Source organism: Aliikangiella litoralis (genome assembly GCF_052495765.1).
On the sequence record NZ_CP199292.1, the window covers coordinates 5,053,546 to 5,076,226 of the forward strand.

A 22,681-nucleotide genomic window follows, 5' to 3' on the forward strand; every position below is an offset into this window, starting at 1 on the left:
ACATGTAAAGCATCAGCATGACTTTACCGTTTATCGTTAGAGTCTTTTAAGCTGGTATTTACCACTAATCAACTAACATAACCATTTATCAATTTACAATTATCTTTATTAAATAAACACATTAATATAATGCTTTATTACCTAGGAGATTACAATGCTGTTTGAACGTTCTTTAGTATTATTATGCGCTACCGCAATAGTCACCTTACTTGGATGCGGAGGTAGTGGTAGTGATACTGAACTACCGCAAGAAACACCCCAAAACAGCGCACCTATTGCTCAAATTATGTCAACAAACCAAGCAACAGTTGAAGAAAAAATTCAACTCGATGGTTCTAACAGCCAAGATGCAGACAATGATCAGTTAACTTATAACTGGACATTAACAGTACCTCAAGAGAGTACTGCTACTTTAGAAAACACAACGAGTCAAAATACTTATTTCACACCGGATGTAGCTGGAAGCTATCAAGTGAACTTGATTGTTAACGACGGTACTATTGATAGTAGTGCAGCGACAAAAACAATTATGATTTCATCTGCACCTCAAGAAAATACAGCTCCTGTAGCAATGATTATTTCACCTGATGAAGCACTAGTGGGAGAAAACTTATTATTAGATGCCAGCAATAGTACTGATACTGATGGTGACTCATTAAAGTATCAATGGGCATTAACAGTACCACCAACCAGCGCTGCAAATTTAGAAAATAGTAGCGATGAAAAAACTAATTTTACACCTGACGTTTCTGGAAACTATCAGATCAGTTTAATCGTTAATGATGGCTCGCTTAATAGTGATGAAGTTTCAAAAACTATTATTATAAAAGAAGCTCCCGCAGGTCAGAAAATATCACTACAAAGTCAAGCAGCCACCTCCCAGAGTGTAGTTCCTTTTACTTTTGCCACAGTCTTTAAAAAAGGTGAGTACCTACTAGATAAAAACTTTCGTTTACAATTAGAAAATGGAGATTCAATCCCCCTACAAAAAGATTTAAAAGCTCAACACAATGATAATACAACAATACGACATGCTATTTTTTCTGGTTTGATTCCTTCAATTGCAGCAAACTCAGCAATGAACGGCGAACTCGTTGAGTCAACTCAACCGTTAGCAGATACAGGAATATCACTAACAGATTTAATCAATCATAATTGGGATATGACAATAGAAGTAAGCATTGACAATAAGTTATACACTTTGTCGGCTAACTCATTGCTTTCGAAACAAACGCCAACTCAATGGTTAAAAGGAAAATTAGCCAACGAATGGATAGTCTCAGGCGCTCTATTAAATAGTTCAAATGAGCCGCACCAACAACTTTCAGCTCAATTAGCCATTAGAGTATATGGCGATTTTGATAATATAAGAACAAGTGTCACAATAGAAAATAGTTCAGCCTATACTCCCTCACCCCAAAATATTACTTACTCCGTTGTCATTAAACAAAATAATTCAATTGTTTATCAAAACAATCAAATTAATCATTTAAAAAATGCTCGCTGGCGCCAATTATTTTGGCAAAAAGAAACACCGCAACTGCACATTACTCATGATGCCAGTTATTTGATATCAACCGGCGCTATACCCAATTATGATCCACAACTGATAGATCAGATTAATCCAACTGTCATTGAACAATACAGAACAGACTGGACAAGCGAACTAATCACAATAGAAGTAGATGATAATGGTTATTATGTTCCTATTGGCAGCGGTGGAACACAGTTTACTTACGATAAAATAGGACCTATGGGCATAGGCTTTGCCAATCCTGCCATGGGCACAACAGGAGCTCGACCAGATATTGGCCCATTGCCCCAATGGACTGCTTTATATATTTTAGATCAAAGCGCTCTCACTAAAAGTATCATGCTCAACATGGGACAACTGGCTGGTAGCTGGCCTATTCACTACCGTAATAAACAAACTAATTTACCACTATCCATCGATGACTTTCCTTATGCTTCAAGTCATCCTGATAAGTCTTTAACCAAAAACCCAAATACCAACCAGTATGAACAAGTTGCACAGTGTGATTCAACAATTAAGGCCGACTGTCTTTCACCTTATCGACCAGACACATCACATCAACCTTCACAAGCCTATGTACCTTATTTAATCACTGGAGATTATTACTTTTTAGAAGAACTTCATTTCTGGACAACTTATAACTTCCTAAGTATGAACCCCCATTATCGAAGTTTTGAAAAAGGTTTGTTTGAAAAAGACTTGCAAGATAGAGCACAAGCTTGGTCTATGAGAACTTTAGGACACGCCGCTTATATAACCCCAGACACCCACCCTTTAAAAGCTCATTACAACAATAAGATAGCGACTAACCTCGACAAATATCGAGAAAAATATTTAGTTAATGAGCCTAACCCTTATGGTTCCATGATCCCTAACTATAGCCACCCAACCCACTCGCCTTGGATGGATGACTTTTTCACTTGGGCCATAAGCCACTTGGTTGACTTAGATTTTTCTAATACTCAAGAACTACTCAATTACAAAGCAAAATTTTCAGTACAAAGAATGGGATTTGGAGTTGACGGAGGATCAGGTTATTGCTGGATTTTTAGCAGCGCTTATCACATTTTAATTGCCCCAGAAAAAGATGCTCCTATGTTTGAAAGCATTGCAGAAGTTTATGAAAACACCAATGGGAAAACGATTCCTTATGATGGTGGATTTTTTGATCATAACCTGGAGTGTGGCAGTCAGGCCCAAGCAGATGCTCTTGGGCTGGAGTTAGGTGAAATGATTGGGTACTCATCTTCTCCCACGGGCTTTCCTTCTAATTTACAAATAGCATTAGCCGCTGCAAAAAATTCAGGAATAAACGGTTCTAGCGAAGCTTGGCAAAAGTTTATGAACAGAGGCGTAAAGCCTGATTATTCAGGATATCCAAATTATGCGATAGTACCTAGAAAATAAATGAGGTTTACCCAAAAAGATTAGATTACATTTTAAGCTTAGTTAAGTTAAGTTAAATTAATGATTAAACTCTCAAAATAATTTAACTGCTTAAAATGTTAATTCTGATAGTCATAATTGCTTTTACAGCATCGCTGCTGACCTTTTTTTCAGGTTTTGGGCTTGGCACTTTGTTAGGCCCTGTATTTGCTCTCTTCTTTCCGGTGCAAATAGCGATAGCCAGTACTGCCATAGTCCACTTGGCTAATAACCTCTTTAAGTTAACACTAATATTTAAGCATATACGTTGGGAGTTATTTTTAAAATTTTCTATCCCTGCAGCCTTAGCCGCCATTGTAGGTGCCTTATTGCTTATATATCTAGGTAAACTTCCTATTCTATTATCATATACACTATTCACCAAACAATACGATATAACCCCGATTAAACTCACCATTGGTTTAGTGTTTATTGTTTTTTCTTATTTAGAACTCACCAATAAAATGAAGTCATTCCAGTTTGATAAAAAATATTTAAGTTTGGGCGGACTTATTTCCGGCTTTTTTGGCGGCTTATCAGGAAATCAAGGCGCCTTTAGAAGTGCTTTCTTATTGAAATATAATTTAAACAAAGAATCATATATTGCAACTGGCGTTATATCCTCTTGTCTAGTTGATATTTTCCGTTCATTCATCTATTTTCTCACGTTAAACTCTTTTCAACTCAGTGATTATAAACAGCTCGATAGTGCAATATATTTAGCAATCTTTAGTGCACTTTGTGGTGCAATTGTAGGCAGAAAACTACTCAAAAAAATAACGATGAAAAAGATTCAGCTTATTGTTGCAGTGATGATGATGTTAATAGGTTCAGCGCTTTCTATTGGAATAATATAAGCAGAAAATAATAATTAATACGGCAGCGTTACAAACTTGAATAACAGAAAAATTAAAAAAGATATGAAATTTTAACCTTCTATCGCTCACCAGATTGAGTATATGACTTTGTATAAACCTCAATCTGATCAAGTAGATAGAATTGGTAGCGGGGGCCGGATTTGAACCAACGACCTTCGGGTTATGAGCCCGACGAGCTACCAGACTGCTCCACCCCGCATCAATGTGGACGGCATTCTATCGAAAGCTTTCACTAATAACAAGTAATATTATCAATTCATTTAGATAATTTATTATAGTTGATCAAATAAAGCGCTATTTAGGCTTGTTCGGCGGCATTTTTCTACTAAATAAGGTATTCTAGCTTTATCAGATCTCAATCAACCTGCGTGGAGAACAAAGTATTGGAAACTCGTTCATCATGGCTTAGCTGCTGGTTTTTCGTTTTTTTCGTATGCAATTCTTATTTACTACAAGCAGAGCAGTCAACAAGCTTATACAAACAAACAGGCTTTAGACAGTACTCAACCGAACAAGGACTTAGCCAGAATACGATCAATGACTTCTATCAAGACAGCAAAGGTTTTATGTGGGTTGCCACTGAGTCAGGGCTAGATAGGCTCGATGGAAACCAAATAACCGCCTTTGCAGGGCCTGAAGGAGGTTTAATTGGTAATGCAGTCACCAACTTTAAAGAAGACTCACAAGGCGCTCTGTGGGTGTCAACATTTGATGAGCTTATCCATATCGATAAAGACTATAAAAAACTCGAACGCTATCACTTTCCTTTTAATCCTAAAGCATCCAATAGCAGCAATATTATTGTTGATGTAATAGAAGAAAGCTCAGGCCTATTCTGGGTTGCCACAAGAGACAGCCTATTTCAATTAAAACCCGAAGGTAGAGAGATTATTCCTTTTAACGCTATTGGAATTTTAACTCAGCAAAATATTAAAATAGTTCAGGCTAAAAACTACCAGAACGATATATGGCTTGCCACTAACAAAGGTCTCTATCAATTTAACAAAGATAATAAGAATATCTCAAAACACCTTTTACCCAATGAAATTAATAATACCTTAATTACAGGATTACAACGTATAAATAATAATCAAATATTTGTCTCATCATCAGAAGGCTCGGTGGTGATCAATATTGAGTCAGCAGCATCTACAGAAGCTCAATTACTCAATAAATATAATATTTCTTCTACTGCAAAATATAAAAACAATATATTCTTTGCTATTGATGATCAACTCCATCAATACAATACTGATACAAAAACTCAAAGACACCTCTATTCGTTATCAGAAATACTACCTCGTTACACTAATTACAAAATCACTCAACTCTATATCGATTCAAATGAAAAATTATGGATAGGTACAGAAAGTCAAGGTGCTTATGTCTGGGAACCCAACAGTTTAAAGTTTGAATCTATTACTAGTGCCACTCAAAACCCCAATTTAAAACTAAGTGATAACACCGCTTGGAATTTTGCTGAAGATATTAATAATAATTATTGGGTAGCAACAGAAAATGGTTTAAATTATATTGACATTCATAATAAAACAATAAAAACCTACTTAACAAATAACCTACCAGAAATGAATAAAAAAACAGCGAGCATTCTTTATATTCATCAATATAAAAATATGTTTTGGCTGGGCACAAAAGACGGATTGATTAAGTATAATCCCTCAACCCAAGAAAAACAGATTTACCACTTTAATCAAAAAAAGCAAAAACAAGATTTTTTTATTTACTCAATAACACAAACTCCAGATGAAAAGCTTTGGCTAGCAACCAAACAAGGCCCTGTTAGCTTCAACCCTTTAACAGAAAAATTTCATATTGAAAAAAACTTAGCATCGAAAAAAAACAGTCCAATTAATACCTATATAAAGTATCACGATAACCTTTTATGGTTAGGCTACTCCGATAGAATAGAAACCTTTGATATAAAGAAAAAAGTAAAAAGAATTATTGCAAAGTTTGATAAACACAAAAGATACTATGACTTAAGCTTAACCAGCACTTATTTAGATAACAATCAACTATGGGTCTCTTTTAATGGAGAAGGTATTTATGTGATAGACCTTAGCAGTAAAAGTCACTCAATCATCAAACACTTTAGTCGAAAAACAGGCTTTGTTGATAACATTGTTCAAACACTTATACCTGATAAAAACTTTTTATGGGCTAGTACTCATAGTGGACTAGTCAAAATTAACAAAAATGATTTTTCATTTTTAGTCTTTGACTTTTATGATGGCTTACCAATTAACGAATTTAACGAGGGCGCCAGCTTTAAAACATCCCAGGGCAAGTTTTTGTTAGGTGGTTCTGATGGGTTATTAATCATATCACCAAATGACTTAACGACACCTAAAAAAAACACTTACCCTAAAATCACAAGCATTCAAATTCAAGAGCAACTAGTTTTTAGCAATGGTGTTGATTGGAAAGAAAGAAAAATCCAAGTCAATGAAGCAGATAGTTTAATTTCATTCAACTTATCAGTATTAGATTATTTATCACCTCAAAAGTGGCGATTTGAATACTGGTTAACCGGAGAAATAACAACATCACCTGTTACAACAACTAAAAATGAAGTTACATTTGCGAACTTAAGTTCAGGAGAGTACCAACTTAATATTCAAGCTGTAATACCCAATTATAAAAAATTCAAAACTGTTAAAATTCCTTTTACTATCACTCAAAAATCATGGACAAGTGATGGTATTAAATATTTCCTTTATATTTCATTCATACTCGCTACGTTAATTTTCTTTTATAAAAGAAGTACTACCAATAAAAAATTAATAACAACCAATAAAGAACTAGAAGAAAAAGAACGACGTTTAGAACTTGCACTGCTTGATAAAAGCAGAGGCATTTGGGACTGGAAGAAACAAAGTAACAACTTAGAAAAATCAACATTTACAATGCTAATGCCTGACAGTGATAACATTATAATCACTTTAGCACAGTATAAAAGTTACGTGCATGCAGAAGATCAGCAGTTATTTAAAGAAAACTGGCTTACATTTCTCAATGGTAAAGAAAAAGAAATATCTTTAACATTTAGAGTGTATTTTTTTGAAAGCTGGATTTGGTGCAAAATTTATGGAAAGCTTTGTGAATTTGACCCTGCTGGTACTCCAATAAGAGCAACAGGCACATGGCTAGATATCAGCCAAGAAAAACTAGCCGAAGAAAAACTTCGCTTATATGAAAAGGCAATTCAAAGTACAAGAGACATTATTTTTATTATTGATGAAAAGCTAAATATTTTAGCGGTCAACAATGCTTACCAATCACATACACATTACTCCCCAGATAATTTATTGGGTAAAAATATAGTTGATATAGCAGAAAGACGGTTCGGCAAAGAGTTTGCAAAGAATATTGAAGATAAAATATTAAATAATAAGTCTTGGCAAGGCGAAGCAACCATGCCTGTATTGGGCTCACCAAGCTACCCAATTGATGTAAGAGTTGATGCAATTAGTAATGACCAGGCAGACTCATCAAATTACATTATGGTGATGACTGATATCAGTTTATTAAATGATCGAATGGAAACTCAAAAGCTAAACTCATACTACGATAGCTTAACAGGTTTGCCTAATAAAGTCTTAGCAAAAGACAGGCTCTCTCACGCTATCAGTCATGCTCGCTCTCACCAAAAAATTGTCGTGTTAATTGATTTAGACCTAGATAACTTTGACTTTCACAACCAAACTCTTGGGAAAAGTGCAGCAAGAGAAATCATAGTTAATTCAAGTAAGCGCATCGAAAAATCACTTAATAAAGATGATACTTTAGCTCGAATCGATAAAGACAAATTTCATATTATTTTAGAGAATGAAGAAAAAATAGAAAATGTTTCTTTCAAAATAAACAACATTTTAAGCGAGTTATCAATACCTCAAAAAATCAGCCACAGCTCAGTAAAAATAACGGCCTGCATTGGTGTTGCTTATTTCCCTCATGATGGTTCAACTTCAAGCAAGCTCATTCAACATGCAGAGTCAGCCAAGCTCCAAGCTCAATCAATAGGGAACAACCAAATTAGTTACTACCAAAAAGATCTCAATAAGCGAGCTGCTGAACGATTAGCGATGAAAGCATCTTTACAACAAGCTTTATCAAACAATCAATTTTATTTAGTTTTTCAACCTAAATACCACTTAAAAACCAACAACATCTATGGATTTGAAGTTTTTGTACGCTGGCGAATGAGTCAAGGCAATATAGTTTACCCCTCTCAGTTTTTAAAAATTGCAGAAGAAATAGGCATGATGGATAAAATAACAGAGTGGTTAATCAATCAATCATTTAAAACTTTATCGCAATGGAAACAAGATGGGATCAATACAACATTTTCGCTAAACTTAAATCCAATTTATTGTCAAAAGGTTGGTGCATCAGATTATTTGCTCAAAAAATTAGTAGAAAACCAGCTTTCAACTTCGAATATTCATATTGAAATTAATGAAAAACAATTTTCAGAAAATATTGATAGTAACTTAAAGTTCATTAATGAATTGAATTCAAATGGATTTAATGTAACTTTAGATGATTTTGGTTATGGTAATACACCATTTAGCTATCTCAAAAATTTACCCGTTAATACGATAAAAGTCGATAGAAATTTTATTCGAAATATCGGCAAAGATAAAAACAATGATATTTTGTTACGTTCCTTAATTACAATGATAAATAATTTGGGACAAATACCTGCTGCAAAAGGCATAGAATATGAAGAACAACTCAAATTTTTATTAAAATGTGGTTGTCACTTTGGCCAAGGTTACTATTTCTCAGATCCATTAACAGAAACGCTAGCAAGAGAGCAGATGTTAAAATAAATGAAGCTTCATACCTTCATGTGAGTCAACAAAGCCAAGTTTTTTATAAAAGTCGATAGCCTCAGGTCTCTTTTTATCTGAGGTTAATTGTACCAAATGACAACCAAGCAATTTAGCTTGCTCAATTCCCCACTCAAACATTTTTTTCCCTATCCCTTTTCCTCGAACACTGTTATCAATGCGAACACCTTCAATAAGAGCTCGCCACTTGCCTTGATAAGTCAAATAAGGAATATAGGTAATTTGCATCATTCCAATAACATTATAATTAAGTTCAGCCACAATTAACTGATTATTGGGATCATGTTCAATGGCTTCAAAAGCAGAATAATATGTATCTGGCAGTGGTTCAGAATTACTTTCACGTAACTGACCTAACTCATCATTATATAACATAGCAACTAATAATTTTATATCACTTTTTTTAGCGCTTCTGAATGTAATAGTTTCCTTCATATTGCAAAAACACCTCTATCAAATGATTTATTAACTGTTACCAAAGCGCCACAAACTGCGTTAATACCTCAGAATATTAATTGGCGAAATAAGTGACATCACTTTTTTATCGTAAAACATAGGCTCCTACAAAAACAACTTCGTGATAGACTTTAAAACTGGCAGTTTACTATTGTATCCTAATTCTTTTTCCTCAAGTATTTATTTACACGGAACAAGAAAATCGACATGGTAATGTTCATCATGACGCACCCAAGATCGTTTTTTTGAAAATTGTATATGAGACTTCAAATATTCACCATATTTCGTTTTAAATAACTCTGGTTGAAGCTTAGGATCAAAAATTACTCGCCAAAGCTCAAAGCCCAATTTTTTTGACTCTTTATGCAAAGCGACAATGTGTGCAGCAAGTGCAATGTAATCAATTTTATATTCTTTATAATGCCCAGATTTATCAAACTCGATATTATAACCAAATTTGTTAAATGGATTAGTTGGCAAGTGAACAGATTGGCCTTTTTTGTTAACAACAGGTGTTATAAAATCAATAGACAAACCATTTTGATGTGTTTTATGAGGTTTGAAACGGCCACCTTGTTTAAAACCAGTTTCAGCGTATTTAAATACTTTTAATGGTTCTGATTTTTCCAGACTGGCATAAGCATTTAAAAATATTTTATATACAACCGAATGAACATAAGTTCTCCCTGCAAGCCGGCCAATAGTACTATAACCTTCATAGTTATTGCCTTTGCTGGGTAGCTCGATACCATTTTCTAATCGTCCGTTCGATGTAGTTCCATAGCATACGCTCTCATTTGCAAAAGCATAGGAAGTAAATAGTGTTGAAAAAATAAAAAAATACTTCATTAATGAGATACTAACAATTAGATAATTATACGCAAAGAAAAAACTAAAAAGCTTAGTCCTTATTATTAGAGCTTATCTTACACTGAGCATTGTGCATCACTCAACCCTTAATAATGAAGCTAATTATCAAGTTACGCAATTACAGCATTCACTTTTTACAGCTTCAACCTTCGTTAACTTGTTAAAATTTTACTCAAGGATTAACTCGACCTTATGCTCAAATCCAGCTCGTTCAGAAACTGAATTTATTGTATCTATGACTTCATCGTAAAAATCTCTCTCACCCAACTTTACTTTTTTGAGGGTATCTAGACACCAAGCTTTACCTTCCTTAAAATCTGGCCCATGAATATCAGGGTTATTATCAAGAATATCCTCACAATACGCCTCAAGCATCTTGCAACCTAAGTATTTCTTCGAATCAGCGGAATACTTCCAGATAATATTGCAAGGAGACTCAAGGCCAAATCCGCCAAAAAGACAATCATCGAAACTCTGAAAGTTATCTCCGAAATATCCGTCAGGAGCATTTACTGCGGAAGCAAACTCATCACAGAGTGATTGCATGTCCTTTATATTTCTACCATCGATGGCGTAACTGTCTGTAATTATGATTTTCAGTATATGGTTTATCCGTTTTAATAATTATCTTCTTAGCTTTCATCACATTCTTTTTGTAGCTTAAATACTCAAGTTACGCGAGTGTAGCTATTCCCGTGCATTTCTTTGTTAGGATTTTTTGCATGGATATTCCTCGGTAACAAAATCCAGATAGACGCTCATGAAATCATGCCCAGGTCGATACTTTTTCTCTTCTATAAATTTACCAAGTCGAATTATTATTTGAGAATAAGTGTCATTTAAGCAAATTCCATCAGTTTTGTTTTTCAAGACTTGATTTGGAATATTATTATCACCATATGTTTGTTTAAGTTTCACATATTCATGCAAAATAATCCCGTCTCGCATTCCCTCTACAAATCCAATGACATACATTGCCAACTCTCTAGTTTCTACAGGAATGTTTCCCTTATCATTATACTGTTTTGCTACATATTCATTCGCAGCTTTAATTCTCGGAACCCAACTATTGTAATCCCCCCAAGAATAGGCTTTAGCGTCCACTACCTGAGAATACAAAGTCAATGACAAAAATAGTGCAAAGTATTTCATTTTAATTTTTTAACACCCCATTCAAACAAGTAAGTTCATCATTTAAAGATAATATTAATTAGTGATGTTTTAGACTGCACGTAAGGTATTCAATATTAGACTATAAATAAGCCAATATTGAGTAATAAACACTAATCAATTTTCTACCATAAGAAACATGAATTGGAACAGAATAAAAAGCGTGTAAAATATTCACAACTAAAATTTAAAAACTATAGCTAAATCACTATCAATTGGCATAGAGAAAAATCAGGGATTTTTGTCACTATTAAGGCGTCTGGCGCAGTGCATAGCCGCTCTATGGACAAGTCAGGCAACGAAAAGAGTGGCAAAAATAACGGCTTTTATTGTGACAATTTATAGTGATTTAGCTATATATCCAGTTTCTACACTTGTATTACTCCAACAACTATACCTCAACTTCTTCATTCAACTGATTAACCAACCGATACTGAAACCACTGCCTTTTGTTTTCATTTAGTGGGCTTTCAAATTGAAACCCTAATTTATTTAGTATGGCATGAGAGGCCAGATTATCTTGCATTGCCCGACCAATAATTGACTCAAGCCTATAATGCTTAAATCCAACTTCAACAGCACACTTGGCGGCTTCAGTTGCAAGTCCTTGTCCCCAAAAACGTCTAACTAGGCGAAAACCAAGATCGACTTCACCAGTTGAGTCAGAGTACCTTAGACCACAAAAACCAATATACTGCTGACTTTCTTTTAAATACAGCGACCATCGACCAAAACCATACTTATCATACTGATCATACTTTTGAATAAACTCAATAGTTTCACCAACATTAGCAAAGGCTGAATCACCAGTATATTGCAATACCAGTGGATCTAAATTTAATTGATAAAAAGATGGCGCATCTTGAATAGAAAATTCACGCAACTCCAAACGCGGAGTATTGGCAATAACTCGCATAACTAATCACTTCCTTTAACTTTTTATTTTTCTAATTATTTCTTTAATATTGTTGAGTTAACTCAAGTAAATTATTTTCGTTAACCATTTTTACTCGATTTAAAAAAGACATACCTAAAAGTATTTCATCGGGCCCGACGCCATCAACCACTAAAGCTTCCACATTATTTAATTCAATCCCACCAACACGAACTTTATTGAGCATCACTCCCCATGCACCAACCAACCCCGCCGCTGTAGATACTCCCATTTTTCTACCTGTAGCTTTATAAGGTATACCAATTCTAAGCGCAGCTTGTTCATTCATTGCTACTTGAGAAGCACCAGTATCAACCAAAAAATTGACCATGATACCATTGATCATGCCTGGTGTTTTATACATACCATAAATATTCCTGGTGATTTTAGCGACTTTATTTAACCCTTGAGCTGATGGGACAGCATGATGATCGCCTTGAAAAATTCCATTTTTTTGCAAGGTTAACTCTTGCCGCTGACCATTAATCATAAAAGTAGCAGAGTGAGTATCAGCTTTAATTAATTGAATAGTGGAAGATACTTTTTGCCCTGCTCGATAAAGTTTTTGCTTGCCAGCATAATCGACCATAGCCGCATTTTTAAATAGAGCAATAACACGAAGTTCATTTTCTTCAGCCTGGCTATTCAGGCTAAAACTCACGCAGAAAAGAAAGATTATTAAGCGAACTGTTGCCATAAAAAATATATTCCATGAAGACTACACCAAGCAAATCCACCTGCAATTATGTCATCTAACATGATACCAAAACCGCCAGTAACTTTTGAATCTATCCAACGAATGGGCCAAGGTTTTATAATATCGAAAAACCGAAAGAGAATAAAACCTAACACTAGGTTTTGCCAATTCATACTAAAACCAATCATTGTAATAAAAAAACCAGCTATTTCATCCCAAACTATTCCAGGATGATCATGAGCCTTTAATGCTTTTGACGTATATTCACAGAAATAAATGCCCAGTAAGCAAATAACTACACAAATAAAAGCATAGACTGACAAACTCAAGTCAGCAACTAAATAATAAAGAGGAATAGCAGCAAGTGTTCCAAAAGTTCCAGGCGCTTTTGGCAGCAAACCACTACCGAAGCCAAAAGATAAGCAGTGAATAGGGTTAGTTAGTACAAACTTTGCAGAAACGTTCTGGGCCATAAAAGTCCTTTAATTGCAAGAAGTCGATGAATTAATTAAAAGTGTCGATAGCCTAATTCATCAAGCTCCACTTCATTTTTATTATCCAGTAACCTGACTCCTGGTTTTCCCGTTAAACGTCCAATCGGAATACAATCGGTTCCTACCGTTTCCAATGCCAGTCTGGTTGATACTAAATCATCTTCTTTAACAGTAAAGCAAAGTTCATAATCATCACCGCCTGATAAAGCAGCACTTTTTAGTAAAGCTTCATCTTTTATTGATTTAGCGGCATCAGAAAGAGGCACCTTCTCCCAGCGCAATAATGCCCCTACACCACTTTGTTGACTAATATGATTAACATCTGCCAGTAAACCATCAGAAATATCAATTACTGAAGTCGCACGCCCCCGTAAAGCAATACCAGCGGCAATTTTGGGATAAGGTGTAAAGTATTTTTTTAAAAATTGGCTGGCAATGTTAGGCGGCACTTGTAATTCATTTTGTGCCACTTTAAGGCCAAGCGCAGCATCGCCAACACTCCCTGTAACACAAACCAGTTCTCCAGCTTGAGCACCATTACGAGTATGAAACACAGCCTCTGGAACAAAACCATGGGCTTGTATGGTAATTGACAGAGGGCCTTTACAAGTATCGCCACCGATAACTTGTACGCCAAAGAACTCGACTATGCGTTTCAATCCAAGATGAAATGACTCTAACCAATCCCGATCAACTTCAGGAATACTCATTGATAAAGTGAGCCAGGCAGGTTCTGCCCCAGCAGCAGCTAAATCACTTAAATTAACAGCAACTGCTTTGTGAGCAATATCAGCAGCATTGGTCTCAGGCAAAAAGTGTACGCCAGCAATTAATGTATCCATAGATACCGCTAACCTTTGACCTCTTGGCACTTTTAGTAGTGCACAATCATCACCAACACCCTTAATGACATCTTTTCGCTTACCACTATCAACCGCAAAATAACGTTCGATAATTTCAAACTCTTTCATCGACTTCCTTTGATGGATATTTATATTTTATTAACCGCTAACATGATAGAAAACAGCGACATAGTTTTTTTAATCCCTGTTATCAAAAACTTTTAGGCACTGCTTTAATATTTAATTCAGCACTTTCCTGATGACCGAGCTACTTAGCCTCTAGCGGCCTGAGCTGCCTTGCTAATTTATCAAGAATCCCATTAACAAACTTATGACCTTCAGATGCCCCAAAAGTTTTACTTAATTCTAAAGCTTCATTGATAACAACTTTGTATGGTATGTCCATACGCGCTTTCAATTCATAACAGGCAAGCCTTAAAACCGCTAGCTCAACTGGATTCACTTCTGAAAATTCGCGTTGAAGATAGGGTTGCAGAAGCTCATCTAACTCTTGTACAGAAAGTAGTGTATTGACCAATATTTCTCTAAAATATTCAATGTCAACTTTAGCTTGGTTAATTGACTCTAAAAACTGGAGTTCAATTTCTTCAATGCCGTTACCGCTCATATGCCATTGATATATGCCTTGTATGGCATAACGACGGGCTTTTTTTCTGGTCGAAGGTTTTTGGATCATCTATTTATTTATCCAGTGCGTCAAACAAGTTAACCATTTCTAATGCGCTTAATGCAGCCTCAGCACCTTTATTACCAGCTTTAGTACCCGCTCTTTCAATGGCTTGTTCAATGCTGTCTACGGTCAATACACCAAATGCAACAGGGATATTGGCGTTTAATGAGACTTGTGACAAACCTTTTACACATTCACCTGCTACATATTCAAAGTGTGGTGTTCCACCTCGAATAACTGCACCTAAGGCCACTATCGCATCATATTTTTTATTTGCTGCTATCCTCTGGGCCGCAATTGGCATTTCAAATGCTCCAGGCACTCGAATAATTTCAATATCATTCTCTGCAATACCGTGTCGTTTAAGTGCATCAACAGCACCTTCAACTAAACTTTCAACAACAAAACTATTAAACCTTGCTACTAAAAGCGCAAACTTTCCGCTTTTACCAATCATATCCCCTTCGATCGTAACCATCTTATCTCTCTTCAATTTTTAATTTTTACTCTTAAAGCAGCGGCTAACCACTACAATTTATCTTCAATATACTCTACAACTTCTAATTTAAAGCCCGATAATGCTATAAATTTTTTCACCGGACTTAAAAGGCGCATTTTATGCACACCTAATTCCATTAAAATTTGCGAACCGATGCCAACCGTGCGTGACGCTCGACTGGCTTTGGCTTGAACTTTAGGTGAATTAACTTTCTTCCCTGATATTGTCGCTATTCTATCAATAATTGAGGTTGGAGACGATTGATATCCTAATAAAACCACTACACCATTTTCCTCTAATGCAACCTTTTCTATTGCCCGTCGCAGTGTCCAACTGCCTGAGCTACGTTTTTCTTTAGCTAACAAATCAGTGGGAGTATCAGCTACATGCACTCTTACCATAACCGCTTCATCAGGTACTATAGTTCCTTTAACCAGTGCAATATGGGTTTGCCCATCAATTTTATCTCGGTAAGCATGTAGTTTGAACTCACCAAACTCTGTCGGCCAATCGACACATAAAACCTCTTCTATTGAGTGCTCTGTGTTCATTCGATACTCAATCAGATCTGCAATTGTGCCTATTTTTAAGTCATGCTGTTGAGCAACTTTTTCTAAATCGGAGCGGCGTGCCATAGTTCCGTCTTCATTCAATATTTCAACAATGGTTGCACTGGGCTCAAAACCAGCCAATCTTGCTAAATCGCATCCAGCTTCAGTATGACCAGCTCTATTAAGTACACCGCCTGGCTTTGCCATAATTGGAAAAATATGCCCTGGTTGCACAATATCAGAAGGTTCTGCATCACGCGCCACTGCCGCTTGAATAGTACGTGCACGATCAGCCGCAGAAATACCAGTAGTAACTCCCTCTGCCGCCTCAATAGAAACCGTAAAATTAGTTTCAAAAGAGGCCGAGTTGCGCCCAACCATTAATGGTAAACGCAGCTGCTCACAGCGTTCTTGAGTGAGTGTTAAGCAAATAAGTCCACGCCCATAACGCGCCATAAAGTTTATATCTTCGGGTCTTATCATTGACGAAGCCATAACTAAGTCGCCTTCATTTTCACGATCTTCGTCATCCATTAATATCACCATTTTTCCAGCAGCGATATCGTCAATCAATTCTTTAGCAGTGTTCAGTTGCATGTTTTTTCCGACTCAACTTTTTAATGTTAATTAAAATGTTATTTAATAAAACCACTATTTGCGAGTAGTTCATAATTAAGTGTAGATCCATTTTTTTCTGTTTGTTTTACCAGCAGTTGTTCTAAATATCTGGCGAGCAGATCAACTTCAAGGTTTACTTGTGTACCAACCGAATAGTTTTTTGCTGTGGTTTCTTGCAAAGTATGTGGCACAAGATTGAGTTTAAAAACCTCACCTTCTAATTCATTAACCGTTAGTGAAACCCCATCAACAGTAATAGAACCTTTTTTAGCAATATATTTTGATAATTCACCAGGGGGTTTAATATCGTATTGAATACTTCGAGAGTCATTTTTTATAGCAACAATTTCACCAATACCATCAACATGCCCGCTGACCATATGTCCACCTAAACGACTAGTTGGTGTTAATGCTTTTTCTAGATTAACAGGTGAACCAACATTAACATTCCCCAAAGTAGTTAACTTGAGCGTTTCTCCTGAAACATCTGCGACATAATAATCATCGCCGTACTCAATAGCGGTTAGACATACGCCGTTACAAGCAATACTATCGCCTAAGCTCACATCGCTCATATCAAGCTTGCCAACTTTAATCTTAAATACTTTATCACCCGACTGACTTTTGATGCTGTCAATATACCCAGTCGCTTCAATAATTCCAGTAAACATTACTCTTTAATCTCATACACTAAACGAATATCATCACCCAATTGGCGTATATCTTTTAGCGCCAAATGAATATTCTGTTGCATTGTTTCGATGTTAAGCTCAAATAATCCTTTGCCATGATTACCCATTAATTTAGGTGCCATATACACAATCAACTCGTCAATAAGTCCTTGTTGTATAAACTCTCCGGCAAGTTGATGCCCAGACTCTAACAATACATTGTTCATTCCCAAATCAGCTAAATACTCCATGGTTTCAACCAGCTTTGGTCGAGCTTTAACTAACACTAAGTTTTTTTTCTCTGGAAGCTCCGCCCCATTAGTTACCCAATAAACTTGGGCATTATCATTAAATATTTTGGCTTCAATATTGGCGCTTGCATGGCGATCAAAAAGAACTCTGGCAGGTTGCTTAAAACCTATTTTTGTTGCCACCTCAAACCAGTTTTCAGTACTTTTCTTCAATTCTTCGCTAGGAATAACATCTTTTGACCGAATATTTAGACTAGGATTATCTCTGAGTACTGTACCAACTCCGGTCATTATAGCATCTTGTTTAGCTCGTAGCTTTTGTACATCACTCCTTGCCGCGGCCCCAGTAATCCACTGACTTTCGCCACTAGCCAATGCAGTTCTGCCATCAATACTCATTGCTAACTTACAAGTTACCCAAGGACGTTTTCTGGTAAAGCGAGAAACAAATCCTTTATTGAGCTCTTGTGCCTGCTGTTCCATTAAGCCATATTCAACCTCAACTCCAGCATCTAATAGTATTTGAAAACCTTTACCAGCCACCAGCGGATTAGGATCTTCCATCGCAGCAATAACTTTCTTAACACCTGCATCGATTAGTGCTTTTGCACAAGGTCCGGTCTTTCCTTGATGGGCACAAGGCTCCAAAGTGACATAGCAAGTAGCTCCCGAAGCCTTGCCTGATACACTGGCTAGCGCGTTAATTTCTGCATGGGCTAATCCCGCTTTTTGGTGCCAGCCTCGCCCAATAACTTCGTTATTTTTGACCAATACACAACCAACCATAGGGTTGGGCCTTGCAGTAAATTGACCTTGTCGCGCCAACTGTAAGGCTTCGGTCATTGCTAGACGATCTGCTTGTGACCAGAGGGAATCATTTGACTTCATAATTGATAAATTCATCAGGGATATAATTGAAATTAACCAAATAACTCTTCCAAGTTAATCTATCGACTCTAAGCGTTCTATTTCATCTTTGAATTCACTCACATCTTTAAAACGTCGATAAACCGATGCAAAGCGGACATAAGCAACTTGATCAAGCTTTTTTAAAGCGTCCATCACCATTTCACCAATCACTTGTGCAGAAACTTCTCTTTCACCTAGTCCACGAAGCTGCGATTGGATACTGAGTATAGATTTTTCAACATCTTCAACAGATACAGGTCTTTTTTCAACCGCTCTTAGAATACCTGCTTTTAGCTTTGAATCATCAAAAGGCTGACGTGAGCCATCTCCTTTAATAACACGCGGCATTACTAACTCGGCACCTTCAAAAGTAGTGAAACGCTCTCCACACTCTATACACTCGCGGCGACGGCGAACCTGATCGCCTTCGGTAACCAGCCTGGAATCAATTACTTTAGTATCTTGAAAAGAGCAAAATGGGCAACGCATGGTAGCTCCAAAAATTAACAATATTGAATACAGCAAACAACAAATACAAAAAAGCCATTCTAGCCTGAACTAGAATGGCTTGGGATTATAACATTATATTATAACTATTTTCTGTAAACAGGAAATTTAGCAGTCAACTCAAGCACTTTTTGTTTGATTGACTCAATCACATCGTCATTAGAAATGTCATCTAAAATATCGCAAATCCAACCCGCTAGTACAGTTGCCTCTGCTTCTTTAAAGCCCCGAGTAGTAATTGCAGGACTTCCCATTCTTAAACCACTAGTCACAAAAGGCGAACGGGGCTCATTAGGAACAGTGTTTTTATTCACCGTGATAAAAGCTTTACCTAATGCAGCTTCAGCATCTTTACCGGTAATATCTTTTTCAATCAAATCGATTAAAAACAAATGGTTATCAGTTCCTCCTGAAACAATTTTATAACCACGCTCTTGAATCACTTTTACCATAGCTCTAGAATTAACCAGTACCTGTGCTTGAATTTTCTTAAACTCGTCACTTAACGCTTCTTTAAATGCAACCGCTTTTCCTGCGATAACATGCATTAATGGACCACCTTGCCCACCAGGAAAAACAGCCGAATTGAATTTCTTTTCCAAAGCTTCATTCGATTTAGCCAAAATGATACCGCCACGAGGTCCGGCTAAAGTTTTATGGGTAGTTGAGGTAACCACATCAGCATGTGGAACAGGGTTAGGATAAAGACCAGCAGCAATTAAACCGGCAACATGAGCCATATCAACCATAAAGTAAGCACCAACTTTATCCGCTATCTCACGAAACTTAGCCCAATCAACAACGCGAGAATAAGCAGAAAAACCCGCCAAAATCATTTTAGGTTTATGTTCAAGTGCCAACGCTTCAACTTGCTCATAATCAATAAACCCTTTGTCATCTAGCCCATATTGAACAGATTTATATAATTTACCCGAAAAGTTAACAGGAGAACCATGAGTTAAATGTCCGCCTTCACTCAAGTTCATACCTAAGACGGTATCGCCAGGCTGTAACAAAGCCATATAAACAGCTGAATTTGCCTGTGAACCCGAATGAGGTTGTACATTGGCATAGTCGGCACCAAACAACTCTTTCACACGAGAAATAGCCAAATCTTCGGTAATATCGACAAACTCACAACCACCATAGTATCGCTTGTGAGGATAGCCTTCGGCATATTTATTGGTTAACACAGAGCCTTGGGCTTCCATCACTCGCGAACTGGTATAATTCTCAGACGCAATCAACTCAATGTGTTGTTCCTGACGTTGCTTCTCAGCTTCAATGGATTGCCATAGCTCTGAGTCATATTCTGCTAAAGTTTGATTGTTATCTAACATGAAACTAATTCCTACGTTGTGTGTTTCAAAAAACAGCGTTCAAAATTTGCGCGTATTGTATAGCAAATAAGATCTAGTGTCGCTTATTCAAACTACGATTGAAATACCGATTTCGAATTAGAGCAACGACAACATAATAGATTAAATTTCTATTGATTAGATGATTCACTTAATAAAAATACGAAGAATGATGAGTTTCTATAAAAGAAACGATTGATAAGACTCAAATAACCTAACAAAAAACGCAGACATTTTAAATAACATAGTAAATTAAATTTACATAACCAATTGTTATTAAATAATAAAGACGAATAATGTGATCCAGTCCATACTTAATAACAAACCCTTTAAAAACTCAATAAGAGATTTGAATATTATAGTATGATATCGACTGGTAGCAGCAAAAGTCAGGAGTTATGGCGTTAATGACCCGGTTAAATTTAATATCTATCGCGGTTGCGATTTCACTCTCTGCCACGTGTAACCACTCCAAAGCAATTGGTTTGGGTAATCCATCAACAGAAGCCATTATCAATAGACCATTAAAAATAGACCTGCCTATTGTCGCTTATGAAGCTGACTTATATGAAATAAACGCTACACTTGCCAATCACCAGCAACATCGTCGTTTTGGGCTACCTTACCCAAGTTGGATACCTAAATTAAAATTTAATACTATCGAAACTAATCAAGGACCAGTATTACAAATAACTAGCTTACAGCCAATTAAAGAGCCGCTACTCAACTTTGTTGTTGCAGTAGACTATAAGGGCATGAAATTATTCAAAGAAGTAACCCTATTCCTCGATCCTGTGGAAGTTTATTATGCAAAGAAACAAGCTCAAACGAAAAGCCAAGATTCTTTAAATCAACGGGTAAATCGACGAGACACTTCAAATAAACAAGCAACCTTAAACACAACGACCCAAAGTAATCAAAATACAACGTTAGTTAAAGCAACTGAGCGAGATGATAATGTTGTACAAGAGCACTCAAAAAGCATATTAGTCACTCAAGGGCAAAGTTTATGGCGCATAGCAAAAGCCTGGCAAGTCAGCCAAGCCTCTATCAGTCAAAAAATGGAAGCGATTTATCTAGCCAACCCACACGCGTTTTTAAATAACAATAAAAATCATTTAAAACAAGGGGTCACACTAAACTTTAGTCTCAATGATCTTGAACAAACAGTGTCAAAAATATCCAAACCGAAATCAGAAAGTGTTGCAGTGAATAAGGTTAGCTCTTTAGCTCAGCAAATGCCGTCTAAAAGCGATACGATATCTAAACCCTCTCAGCAAACTGAAGCCAGTACTAATGACAAACAATCTTTAGTATTAAAACAAATCATCCTAGAGCAACAGTTAGCTGAATTAAATGATAATATTCAAAAAGAACGCGAACGTAACTTAGCGATGAAGCAAGATATGGCTAAGTTAGAAGCCGTCATCAATCGCTTACAAAATCAGCCGGCCGAACAACACTTTGCAGCCACGATTACAACACCTGTGTCTTTAAATGAAAACACGGCAAGCACACCAGCGGCTTCTAAAAACAGTATACAAGAAATTGCTAAGCAACAACCTGTTTCAGCCACAAGCGATTTACCTGCTAAAAATGAAAGTTTTAATCAACCGATCGCCAACAATACTAAAATGATTTGGGCAACTGGAGCATGGATCTTTTTTGCCTTACTGATTGCTTACTTAGGAACACGCTATAGTAGTCGGCGAAAAGTTAACCGTTTTGCAAAAAAACTTGATAATCAGTTAGAAAACATTGCTTATAATGATCATAGAGAGCAGTCACAAGCCCCTACTCTAAAAGAGTTATCAATTCCTAAAAACATTTCATCTACAGAACAAGTTAAATATCTTCAATCGGCAGCTGATTTTTACCTAAGCTGTAATCGTTACGACTTAGCTAAAGAATTGGTTAATGAGAGCTTAATTCAATTTTCTGGTAACACAAAGATCGTTAAAGCACTCTTGAATATTCGTAAAACAATCTATCAAAAGCTTGATGCAAATCTGCAAACGAATATTGTTGAAAAGCTTGATACCCGTTCGACAACTAAAATACCAGAAAATGAAGAGTCTGGTGTGGTCTTTGATTCTGACGACGATGTCGACTTAGATAGCCTCAATGATGAATTTATACGGGAGTGGAACAAGAAAGTATCTTCCTTTAAATAGCTTTTTGGCTCTACGGTTAAAAATAGGCCCCCAATCAATAATCCATTTGCCCTCTGGCGCATTCACGCCATTAAGAGTCTTTTATGATTTTAATCAATGTCATATAAGATAATACGCTATAATGATACAATACTTCCAGCTTGATGAGCTTTTTTATTTTAACATGGTTATTGTAAATTATTTAAAATAAAGGATATCCCCAAAGCCTTATCAGCTAATAAGTTGAGCAACGATTTGTTACAGGCTTATTTAAAAGATTATCTTAACTAACTTCA

The 22,681-nt window shown here is 36.3% G+C and carries 19 protein-coding genes and 1 tRNA gene; 4 read left to right on the plus strand and 16 right to left on the minus strand.

Going from position 1 to position 22,681, the window contains the following annotated elements; translation table 11 throughout:
- Positions 1-154: 154 nt before the first annotated feature.
- Together ACT5E3_RS21100 and ACT5E3_RS21105 are read left to right on the plus strand one after the other, a co-directional pair.
- Complete coding sequence (locus ACT5E3_RS21100) at positions 155-2,941, plus strand: PKD domain-containing protein (RefSeq protein WP_444995541.1); 2,787 nt, start codon at positions 155-157, stop codon at positions 2,939-2,941.
- A 95-nt stretch (positions 2,942-3,036) separates the two neighbouring features.
- Positions 3,037-3,816 carry a TSUP family transporter gene (locus ACT5E3_RS21105; RefSeq protein WP_444995542.1) on the plus strand — a complete coding sequence of 260 codons (780 nt, stop codon included), beginning with the start codon at positions 3,037-3,039 and terminating at the stop codon, positions 3,814-3,816.
- 143 nt (positions 3,817-3,959) lie between these two features.
- On the opposite strand, the gene ACT5E3_RS21110 is transcribed toward ACT5E3_RS21105, so the two are convergent.
- Positions 3,960-4,036: transfer RNA gene (locus ACT5E3_RS21110), tRNA-Met, on the minus strand.
- A 184-nt stretch (positions 4,037-4,220) separates the two neighbouring features.
- Here ACT5E3_RS21110 and ACT5E3_RS21115 point away from each other — a divergent pair.
- Positions 4,221-8,693 carry an EAL domain-containing protein gene (locus ACT5E3_RS21115; RefSeq protein ID WP_444995543.1) on the plus strand — a complete coding sequence of 1,491 codons (4,473 nt, stop codon included), beginning with the start codon at positions 4,221-4,223 and terminating at the stop codon, positions 8,691-8,693.
- On the opposite strand, the gene ACT5E3_RS21120 is transcribed toward ACT5E3_RS21115, so the two are convergent.
- The 15 genes from ACT5E3_RS21120 to glyA all read right to left on the minus strand — a co-directional run bounded on the left by ACT5E3_RS21120 (position 8,685) and on the right by glyA (position 20,214).
- Positions 8,685-9,149, minus strand: coding sequence for a GNAT family N-acetyltransferase (locus ACT5E3_RS21120; RefSeq protein ID WP_444995544.1), 465 nt, complete (start codon positions 9,147-9,149; stop codon positions 8,685-8,687). The two genes, ACT5E3_RS21115 and ACT5E3_RS21120, sit on opposite strands and share 9 nt — an antisense overlap.
- Positions 9,150-9,350: 201 nt before the next feature.
- Positions 9,351-10,019 carry a penicillin-insensitive murein endopeptidase gene (locus ACT5E3_RS21125; protein ID WP_444995545.1) on the minus strand — a complete coding sequence of 223 codons (669 nt, stop codon included), beginning with the start codon at positions 10,017-10,019 and terminating at the stop codon, positions 9,351-9,353.
- A 189-nt stretch (positions 10,020-10,208) separates the two neighbouring features.
- The gene (locus ACT5E3_RS21130; protein WP_444995546.1) at positions 10,209-10,586 is read right to left on the minus strand and encodes a barstar family protein; all 378 of its coding nucleotides are present in this window, start codon (positions 10,584-10,586) and stop codon (positions 10,209-10,211) included.
- 162 nt (positions 10,587-10,748) lie between these two features.
- Complete coding sequence (locus ACT5E3_RS21135; RefSeq protein WP_444995547.1) at positions 10,749-11,192, minus strand: hypothetical protein; 444 nt, start codon at positions 11,190-11,192, stop codon at positions 10,749-10,751.
- A gap of 409 nt (positions 11,193-11,601) precedes the next feature.
- Positions 11,602-12,126 (minus strand): GNAT family N-acetyltransferase, encoded by a 525-nt coding sequence (locus ACT5E3_RS21140; protein ID WP_444995548.1) that lies wholly within the window; start codon positions 12,124-12,126, stop codon positions 11,602-11,604.
- Positions 12,127-12,169: 43 nt separating this feature from the next.
- Entirely contained in the window at positions 12,170-12,841 is a 672-nt protein-coding gene (locus ACT5E3_RS21145; RefSeq protein ID WP_444995549.1) for a retropepsin-like aspartic protease family protein, read from the minus strand.
- On the minus strand, positions 12,823-13,314 hold the full coding sequence (locus ACT5E3_RS21150) for a phosphatidylglycerophosphatase A family protein (RefSeq protein ID WP_444995550.1): 492 nt from the start codon (positions 13,312-13,314) through the stop codon (positions 12,823-12,825). Before ACT5E3_RS21150 ends, ACT5E3_RS21145 begins: the two co-directional genes overlap by 19 nt.
- Before the next feature lie 35 nt (positions 13,315-13,349).
- The gene (gene thiL / locus ACT5E3_RS21155) at positions 13,350-14,306 is read right to left on the minus strand and encodes a thiamine-phosphate kinase (RefSeq protein WP_444995551.1); all 957 of its coding nucleotides are present in this window, start codon (positions 14,304-14,306) and stop codon (positions 13,350-13,352) included.
- 139 nt (positions 14,307-14,445) lie between these two features.
- Positions 14,446-14,874: a transcription antitermination factor NusB gene (nusB, locus tag ACT5E3_RS21160; protein WP_444995552.1), complete on the minus strand. Its 429-nt coding sequence runs from the start codon at positions 14,872-14,874 to the stop codon at positions 14,446-14,448.
- 4 nt (positions 14,875-14,878) lie between these two features.
- Positions 14,879-15,346: a 6,7-dimethyl-8-ribityllumazine synthase gene (ribH, locus tag ACT5E3_RS21165; RefSeq protein WP_444995553.1), complete on the minus strand. Its 468-nt coding sequence runs from the start codon at positions 15,344-15,346 to the stop codon at positions 14,879-14,881.
- A gap of 50 nt (positions 15,347-15,396) precedes the next feature.
- Positions 15,397-16,515: a bifunctional 3,4-dihydroxy-2-butanone-4-phosphate synthase/GTP cyclohydrolase II gene (ribBA, locus tag ACT5E3_RS21170; protein ID WP_444995554.1), complete on the minus strand. Its 1,119-nt coding sequence runs from the start codon at positions 16,513-16,515 to the stop codon at positions 15,397-15,399.
- Positions 16,516-16,553: 38 nt separating this feature from the next.
- Positions 16,554-17,207: a riboflavin synthase gene (locus ACT5E3_RS21175; protein ID WP_444995555.1), complete on the minus strand. Its 654-nt coding sequence runs from the start codon at positions 17,205-17,207 to the stop codon at positions 16,554-16,556.
- The gene (gene ribD / locus ACT5E3_RS21180; RefSeq protein WP_444995556.1) at positions 17,207-18,346 is read right to left on the minus strand and encodes a bifunctional diaminohydroxyphosphoribosylaminopyrimidine deaminase/5-amino-6-(5-phosphoribosylamino)uracil reductase RibD; all 1,140 of its coding nucleotides are present in this window, start codon (positions 18,344-18,346) and stop codon (positions 17,207-17,209) included. Before ribD ends, ACT5E3_RS21175 begins: the two co-directional genes overlap by 1 nt.
- Positions 18,347-18,400: 54 nt before the next feature.
- Positions 18,401-18,856, minus strand: coding sequence for a transcriptional regulator NrdR (gene nrdR / locus ACT5E3_RS21185; protein ID WP_444995557.1), 456 nt, complete (start codon positions 18,854-18,856; stop codon positions 18,401-18,403).
- A gap of 104 nt (positions 18,857-18,960) precedes the next feature.
- On the minus strand, positions 18,961-20,214 hold the full coding sequence (glyA, locus tag ACT5E3_RS21190) for a serine hydroxymethyltransferase (protein WP_444995558.1): 1,254 nt from the start codon (positions 20,212-20,214) through the stop codon (positions 18,961-18,963).
- A 425-nt stretch (positions 20,215-20,639) separates the two neighbouring features.
- On the opposite strand from glyA, the gene ACT5E3_RS21195 reads away from it, so the two are divergent.
- The gene (locus ACT5E3_RS21195; RefSeq protein ID WP_444995559.1) at positions 20,640-22,406 is read left to right on the plus strand and encodes a type IV pilus assembly protein FimV; all 1,767 of its coding nucleotides are present in this window, start codon (positions 20,640-20,642) and stop codon (positions 22,404-22,406) included.
- The last annotated feature ends 275 nt before the right edge of the window (positions 22,407-22,681 follow it).